This is a genomic window from Alistipes sp. AM16-43, assembly GCF_003435745.1.
Lineage (GTDB): Bacteria > Bacteroidota > Bacteroidia > Bacteroidales > Rikenellaceae > Alistipes > Alistipes onderdonkii.
In genome coordinates this window covers 102,371-109,250 of sequence record NZ_QTUQ01000003.1, presented here as the reverse complement: position 1 = coordinate 109,250, position 6,880 = coordinate 102,371, and the positions used below count along the sequence as shown (strand labels likewise).

Genomic DNA, 6,880 nt, shown 5'->3' with positions numbered 1-6,880 from the left:
GGGCCCCCCCCCCCCCCCCGCCACTCAAAAGCGTGTGTAAAGTCCCGTCACCATCGTGAACATTTCCTCCAGCATATCAAAATAGATACCCTCGTGTACGGCAATGTCCTTTGTCTTGCACTCAAAGGTCTTTTTGCTGAACGTCCTGCGGTAGAAGCGCATATTGTAGAGGTCTGCCCCTTCGTCATAGATGATGTCAAGGCGGTTGGCACTTGTTTTGTTCCTTGCAAGGCTCATCCGTAAGCCGTTGCCCATATCTATGAAATCACGGCTACCTGTCATGGCGGTGAAGCGTTTTCCGCCTATCTGCTGTAATATCGTCTTGGCTATCATATCTTTTGTTTTTAGGGTTTTAAGTATTGGCGGTGCGGACACCGCCATCCCGTTCAAAATTCTCGCATTTCGGAAATGGGGGTCTGCCGTTGTAGCCACTCTTTCACACATTCCATATTGTACTCGCTCGTGATGACTGCCGTATGGCTGTCGGTGGCGGTGAAACGTGTGCTTTCGTAATCATCTATCCACCCCTTGAGGGTGTCCGTTCCCCACGCTCCGGTATCGTCAAAGATACCGTCCAATGCCGTGATAGGTTCGCTGAACTTGACTATCAGCGTTTGATAGGTCGTGTTCATAGTCTGTCCTCCTTTCCCTTCTTTGCGTTCAGCCACTTGTCCCGTGCGGCTCGGCACTCGTCCAACGTGGGTTTGACACAAGAGAACAATTCTCTGTCTATGGGGTGGCGGTAGTCGTACTGCACAAGTGTCCGCCTGCGTCTTCCGATACCCGATTGGAAACGCTCGTATTTCTCCGTACCTGCTTCCGCGCAGGTGCTTACTCCGTTGATGGTCATTCGTGTTGTCATAATGTTGCTTTTTAGATGGTTAAAAATGTACTGACAGAACTCTGTTCTTCATCACCATTTCGGGGTTGCTTGTGTAGCGTTGGTGCAGGTAGAAATGGTGTGAGCCGAAGCCGTAAAGGAAAAACTTGTCAAGTTCGTGCTTCTCGGCAAACTCCTTTACGCTCTTTCTCAATTCCCCCTCACTCGTTGTGAGAGTGAGGAGGTTCACAAATTCAAGGAACATCGTGGGGATTGCATCATCCCACACACAAATCATACTTTCAATTCTTACTTCCATATCAATGTTGTTTTAGGGGTTATGCTATGCCGCTTTCATCCGCTCACGGATAAGGTTGGCGTTCTTGTTCACAAGGTCTATGATGCGCTCGTGATATTCGGTGTCCTGGTTGTGCTTGCCGTGGCACTGCACCACTTCGAGGGTTCGCAAGTCCACCTCTACGGTTTCAATAATCTCATCGCCAATCCTTGCCGATAGTATGAGGGTGTCGGCTTTCTTGTAGTATCCACTGCCAAACACGCAGATGCCCTGCGTCTTGCCCTCGTTGTAATACTCGTCTATGCTTTCAAGCACCTTGACGATTATTTCCTCGTCCGTGATTACCAAGCCGAAGAATTTGGATTTGTTGGCGATGAAATCCTCCGCATCTTTCTTTCGTTGGAGTTGTCGCTGTTGCTCACGCTCACGCCTTTCAATCTCCCAACGGCGTTGCTCTGCGGCTCTTTCCTTCTCGTGTATGGCTTCAATTTTTCGGGTTGCGTTGTCGTGTGCCGCCATGAAATCTTCGGGACAGATGTTCTTCGGGTTACGGAGGTCTTGACCGAGTTTTTTGAGCATACGCAGATAGTCGCACCACATTGAGAGGTTGTCTATCTGATACTTGTGACGCTTGGCAATCAGATATGATGCCCAACATTCATCGGCAGTACGGGTATTGAAAAGAAAGTGTTTCATGACCTCAATCTCACCGCCTTTCATAAGGGTTTCAATTCTTGGGTCTGAAAGCAAGGCTTTGAAAAGACGCACGGGGGAGATGCCGTGGAAATCGCCCTTGAAGCCGTTACGTCTGAGTTGGGGCAATATCCTCATCTTTGGATATGCACAGCTTCTTGCCACCACATCATCGTATAGGCTGTTGTGCGGTCTTACCTCCATATCGCTGCCTAATGCCCACACATCGCAATAGCAGAAAAGGAAGCCACGGAGCAACGCCATGTCCGTAACCTTGCCGTCGGGTGAAATCCAACGCTGCACGACCTCGTGGCAGTAGAAACGCATCGGTTCGCCTTTCCTGCTCTCGCATCTGACCTGCGCCACGCGGATTACCTGATACCCTTTGCAGGTGGTTATCACGCTGAAATTCTGCGTTTCCTTGTAGATGCGTCTGCGTGTGTCCTGCACTTTGAGTTCGGCATGGCATTTGGGGCAGGTGCAGCCTTCAAGGGTGTCGCATAGTCCGCTGTCGCTGTGCCACTCGTGACCGCAGTCGGAACAGGTGATGTTCCCTTTCTTGGTGCGGTAGCCGATATGCTCAACGCAGTGGCGGTATGCCCAATCTATTTGTGTCGCTGATATGGGGCGAAGGTTGGCGGAAAGTCTTGCCACCTCTTTCTGTATCTTGGTCTTCGGTTTCATAAGCCTAAATCAAATAATGAGGGTTGGGGTTGGTTTTCTTTTCTCGCTGACGGTCTGTGGCGGTTCTGCAACTTGCGGAGTTCCTCCTCTTGGTATTTGCGGACAGCGTTCTGACGTGCCTCCGCCTTTTCCTCTGCCGTGAGTTTCACAACGTGGTTCACAACCACTTGGCAGTCCATCGGTTTGCCCACCTCTATCTCGTTTTCCTCATAGTAGTGGATGGCTTGCCCGAATATCTCTCCGTCCGTGAAACCGTTGCAACCGCTTTTCTGCACATAGTTCAGAATGTGGGTCACGCACTCGTCCATGTTCTTGGCAGGGTTGCGGTACTTCTTTGCAAATAGCGCATCTTCCTCCGCACGCTGTTCCAAGTACATATATATCGTTCTCTTGAAATGGTCTGTTCCTTTCATATCGCTGTCATTTTTAGATTATCTGTTTCAGTATCTCTCTCCAATAGGTCGGCTCTACCTCGCTGAGAAGGAAGTCCATGAAATCCCTCCGTGCGTCCTTGTTCAGTTCGTGGTACAATCTTCGGAAAGTTTCAAAATTGCCGTTGATGTACGTTTCCACCATATACACGAAGATGTTGTCCACCTCGTAATATCTGCACTGCTGCGCTGCCGTCTTGCTGTTTCTTTTTGCCATGTCGGTAAGGGTTAAAGGGTGAATAACCAAAGGATGAAGCCAAAGAAGGCAATGGTGGAAAGGATAGCCACGATTACACCTATCGCCACTCGGAACACTCCGTTTACAATCTCTCTGATGATGCCCCAAAGGATGCCGAACACCCCGAAGGCGGTGCGCATCATCAAGCCGCATATCGCCAACCCGATGTGTTGCGCCATTTGTCTGAAATTTGCCGTTGCCGTCATATCTTCGCTGTTTTTGATTTTTTTGTTTTTAATGCGGATTCAAGAGCTGAGGGAGTTGAGTTTCAAACTATCTTATCTGCCTCTCGTTTATCCGACATTTTTTTTATGCGTCTTTCTGTCGCATCGGTCGTTTTCGTTTCGGGTGCTTGAAAAGGTAGGGATTAGGGAATGCAAGGTTTTTCGGTCAAAATACTACCCGCAGGGCTGGAGATTTTTACCGAAAACAGGAGGCTTGACCTTGCTTTCCCGTCCAATCCCGGAATTACCTTTGCGCCCAGAACGAAAATGACTGACTGATGCGGCTTACTGAAAGGCGCAAAATGGAGGTAAACGAAAACAGAGGCAGATTGTGTAGAAAAAAACTTCAGGGGAAAATCCGTAAAAAAAAGAATCACCAAAAGGAAAAAGACATCACCGGAAGCGTGAAAAGGGCAAACCACAACAAAGGAAGTATGATTGTTTCCGATCCGACGGAACTTGTTCAGCCGGGTGGCAACAATCATTCTTCCCGGTTTGTCCGGCTGTGTGTGGGCGCCTGTTTCATTCATGGGGCAGGCTGACACACTCTGCATTCACTTTCCGCTTCCGGCAAAAGAGACAGCGAAAAAAGAAAAATCATTTGAAAACCCGTAAAAGCACCTCTTGGCATAGGCGCAAAAGAAAGGGGCATTGCTTCATCTGTCTAAACATCGTTTAGGCGTGAGGCAATGCCCTTTTCTCCAGCTATGCGGTAGTCGGCACACGTTTGTTCCAAACTCGTTTTGGGCAATGGTGTGCCGACGGACAATACCGCTTTTACGGAAAATTCTTATGAATGAGGGGATAAAAAACGGGAGTTTATATCAAAATCTCGAATTAAATAGCTACTTTTGCATACGAAGAGTTCTTTGAAGGTTACGCAACGCGCAGAAGGATAATGCAGTAGATAACTAACTAAATCGTAACCTATTACTATCAAGAGCAATTAACCTACGCTCATTTCCAATAAATTACACTCTTTTCGTAACTTCCTTTCGCAAATATACAGAAATTATATGAAAAACAAATAAAATTTATCGTTTTTCGATAAAAAAGAAGGGTAACCTATATTTATTCTGTAAAATATACGTTATCTTTGCAAGGAAAGTCACTACACAAATATGGAAGAAAAAATCAGACATCTGCTCGCGTCGCTCGTTCATCCCGAAACGGGGCAGGATATCGTCAGCAGCGGTTTTATCGAGCATATCGCCTCGGCAGCCGGAAAAATCACCGTCGTACTCCGCTTCGCCAAGGCCCGCGACCCGTTCGCAGTGAAAATCAAAAACCAGGCCGAGGAACTGCTCAAACGCGAATTCCCCGATCAAACGGTACTGGTAGTCATCAAGGAGGGCGGCGCCGCCCCGCGCCCCGAACCCAAGCTGAAGACGACCACGGGCGGCATCGCCAAGGTCATTGCCGTCGCATCGGGAAAGGGCGGGGTAGGCAAATCGACCGTCACGGCCAACCTCGCGGTCGCCCTGCGGAACATGGGATTCCGCGTAGGCATCCTCGACGCCGATATATACGGGCCTTCGCAGCCCAAGATGTTCGGAGTGGAAGGCTACCTGCCCGACGCCGTGCAGGAAGAGGGCGCAGACCACATCGTCCCTGCGGAGCCGATGGACATCCGGCTGATGTCGATCGGGTTCTTCATCAAACCTACCGACGCCCTGCTGTGGCGCGGAGCCATGGCCGTCAGCGCCCTGAAACAGATGATCCATCAGACCAAATGGGGGACGCTCGACTTCCTGCTGGCCGACCTGCCCCCCGGAACGGGCGACGTACACCTCTCGATCATCGGGGAGCTGAAGATCGATTCCGCGGTGATCGTCTCGACGCCCCAGCAGGTCGCCGTAGCCGACGTCGTGCGCGGCGTGGAGATGTTCCGCAACGAAAACGTCAACATCCCCGTGGCGGGAATCATCGAAAACATGGCCTGGTTCACGCCCGAGGAACTGCCCGAAAACCGCTACTACCTCTTCGGCAAAGGCGGCGCACGCCGGTTCGCCGAAGAGCACGGCGTGGATTTCCTGGGGGAAATACCTATCGTACAGTCGATCATGGAAGGATCCGACGAAGGGAGGCCTGCTGCGGGAATAGATCCGCGCGTCGAAAAATGGTACCGCGGAATCGCGGAAAAGATTGTCGAAAAGGTGATGAAATCGTGTTAGGAAACGTGTTGATAAACTACGATAACTAATGATAACTTTCCGGCCGGAAGAGTTGCAAATCCCGAAAAGGGCGGGCATATACAAGATTTTCCGGAAACCAAAAAAAGTTATGGGAAATTATAGTCAGCCCCGAACCCCGGAAAACGGAACAGATTGTTCACAACAAACGGCTGTCGAAATGTTGACAACGGTTTTTGACAATTGTTGATTATAATTTCATATCTTTGAATACGAACCGGTTGTAACGAAGAATAGGTAAAAGCATGGGAATAAAATGTTGAAAGATATTTTCCAGGGAAACTTGTGAACAGTATCAACAGCTATTATTTCTATTCTTATTTCTTATTAAAATTAAATTAAAAAGTAAAAATAAAAAATGAAGGTTGATAACTCCGCGCAAATCCGGAATCGGATCGAGGAACTGAAACGCGGGAAACATGCCGTCATACTGGCCCATTACTATACGCTGCCCGAAGTACAGGAGGTGGCAGACTTCCTGGGCGATTCGCTCGCGCTGTCGGTCAGGGCGCAGTCGGTCGATGCGGAAATCATCCTGTTCGCCGGCGTGCATTTCATGGCCGAGACCGCCAAGGTGCTATGCCCCGGCAAAAAGGTGCTCATACCTTGTCCCGAGGCGGGGTGCTCGCTGGCCGAATCGTGCGACGCCCGCGACTTTGCGGCCTTCAAGGCCAGGTACCCGGGGCATACGGTGGTTTCGTATGTCAACACGACCGTCGGGGTCAAGGCGCTGACCGATATCTGCTGCACTTCGTCGAATGCCCTGAAAGTCGTGGAGTCGATCCCGGCCGACCGCCCCGTCATCTTCGCGCCCGACCGCAACCTGGGCGCTTACATCAGGAAGCTGACCGGCCGCGAGAATATGGTGATCTGGGACGGGGCGTGCCATGTTCACGAGGAGTTTTCGCTCGAAAAACTGCTCCGGCTCAAAAAGGAGCACCCCGCAGCCCGCATCGTCGTGCATCCCGAATGCCGGGCCTATATCATCGAGGTGGCCGATTTCGTGGGGTCGACGGCTGCGATCCTCGACTATTGCGGCCGCAGCGGAGCTGACGAGTTCATCGTCGTCACCGAATCGGGCATCCTCGCCGAGATGAAGAGGCGCTATCCGGACAAGACCTTTATCCCGGCGCCCCCGGACGACGAGACATGCGGCTGCAACAACTGCAAGTACATGAAGATGGTGACGCTGGAAAACATCTGCGAATGCCTCGAGCGGGAGGCCCCGGAGATCGTGCTCGACGAAGAGGTGCGCCGCAAGGCCGAGCGTTCGATCCTGAACATGATCAACATCAAATAA

12 protein-coding genes are annotated in these 6,880 nt (G+C 50.6%); 3 read left to right on the top strand and 9 right to left on the bottom strand.

Features of this window, described 5'->3' with window-relative positions:
* Nucleotides 1-24: 24 nt before the first annotated feature.
* The 9 genes from DW189_RS06505 to DW189_RS06460 all read right to left on the bottom strand — a co-directional run bounded on the left by DW189_RS06505 (nt 25) and on the right by DW189_RS06460 (nt 3,942).
* A complete protein-coding gene (locus tag DW189_RS06505; RefSeq protein ID WP_004304290.1) occupies nt 25-333 on the bottom strand; it encodes a hypothetical protein in 309 nt (102 codons plus the stop codon).
* Between the two features lie 53 nt (nt 334-386).
* On the bottom strand, nt 387-632 hold the full coding sequence (locus tag DW189_RS06500; protein WP_004291529.1) for a DUF6956 domain-containing protein: 246 nt from the start codon (nt 630-632) through the stop codon (nt 387-389).
* Complete coding sequence (locus tag DW189_RS06495) at nt 629-862, bottom strand: DUF3873 domain-containing protein (RefSeq protein ID WP_004304291.1); 234 nt, start codon at nt 860-862, stop codon at nt 629-631. The genes DW189_RS06500 and DW189_RS06495 overlap by 4 nt, the downstream gene beginning before the upstream one ends.
* Before the next feature lie 19 nt (nt 863-881).
* Nucleotides 882-1,139 carry a hypothetical protein gene (locus tag DW189_RS06490; RefSeq protein ID WP_004291531.1) on the bottom strand — a complete coding sequence of 86 codons (258 nt, stop codon included), beginning with the start codon at nt 1,137-1,139 and terminating at the stop codon, nt 882-884.
* 24 nt (nt 1,140-1,163) lie between these two features.
* A complete protein-coding gene (locus tag DW189_RS06485) occupies nt 1,164-2,495 on the bottom strand; it encodes a PcfJ domain-containing protein (RefSeq protein ID WP_004291532.1) in 1,332 nt (443 codons plus the stop codon).
* On the bottom strand, nt 2,492-2,908 hold the full coding sequence (locus DW189_RS06480) for a PcfK-like family protein (RefSeq protein WP_004291533.1): 417 nt from the start codon (nt 2,906-2,908) through the stop codon (nt 2,492-2,494). Before DW189_RS06480 ends, DW189_RS06485 begins: the two co-directional genes overlap by 4 nt.
* Before the next feature lie 13 nt (nt 2,909-2,921).
* On the bottom strand, nt 2,922-3,143 hold the full coding sequence (locus tag DW189_RS06475) for a hypothetical protein (protein WP_004291534.1): 222 nt from the start codon (nt 3,141-3,143) through the stop codon (nt 2,922-2,924).
* An 11-nt stretch (nt 3,144-3,154) separates the two neighbouring features.
* A complete protein-coding gene (locus DW189_RS06470) occupies nt 3,155-3,370 on the bottom strand; it encodes a hypothetical protein (protein WP_004291535.1) in 216 nt (71 codons plus the stop codon).
* A 161-nt stretch (nt 3,371-3,531) separates the two neighbouring features.
* Nucleotides 3,532-3,942, bottom strand: a complete 411-nt coding sequence (locus DW189_RS06460; RefSeq protein WP_004291538.1) for a hypothetical protein — start codon at nt 3,940-3,942, stop codon at nt 3,532-3,534.
* Nucleotides 3,943-4,048: 106 nt separating this feature from the next.
* Here DW189_RS06460 and DW189_RS14700 point away from each other — a divergent pair, with 106 nt between their 5' ends.
* The 3 genes from DW189_RS14700 to nadA all read left to right on the top strand — a co-directional run bounded on the left by DW189_RS14700 (nt 4,049) and on the right by nadA (nt 6,880).
* Nucleotides 4,049-4,261: a hypothetical protein gene (locus DW189_RS14700; RefSeq protein WP_007567577.1), complete on the top strand. Its 213-nt coding sequence runs from the start codon at nt 4,049-4,051 to the stop codon at nt 4,259-4,261.
* Between the two features lie 248 nt (nt 4,262-4,509).
* Entirely contained in the window at nt 4,510-5,562 is a 1,053-nt protein-coding gene (locus tag DW189_RS06450; RefSeq protein WP_117507249.1) for an Mrp/NBP35 family ATP-binding protein, read from the top strand.
* Nucleotides 5,563-5,938: 376 nt separating this feature from the next.
* Nucleotides 5,939-6,880: a quinolinate synthase NadA gene (nadA, locus tag DW189_RS06445; protein ID WP_117507248.1), complete on the top strand. Its 942-nt coding sequence runs from the start codon at nt 5,939-5,941 to the stop codon at nt 6,878-6,880.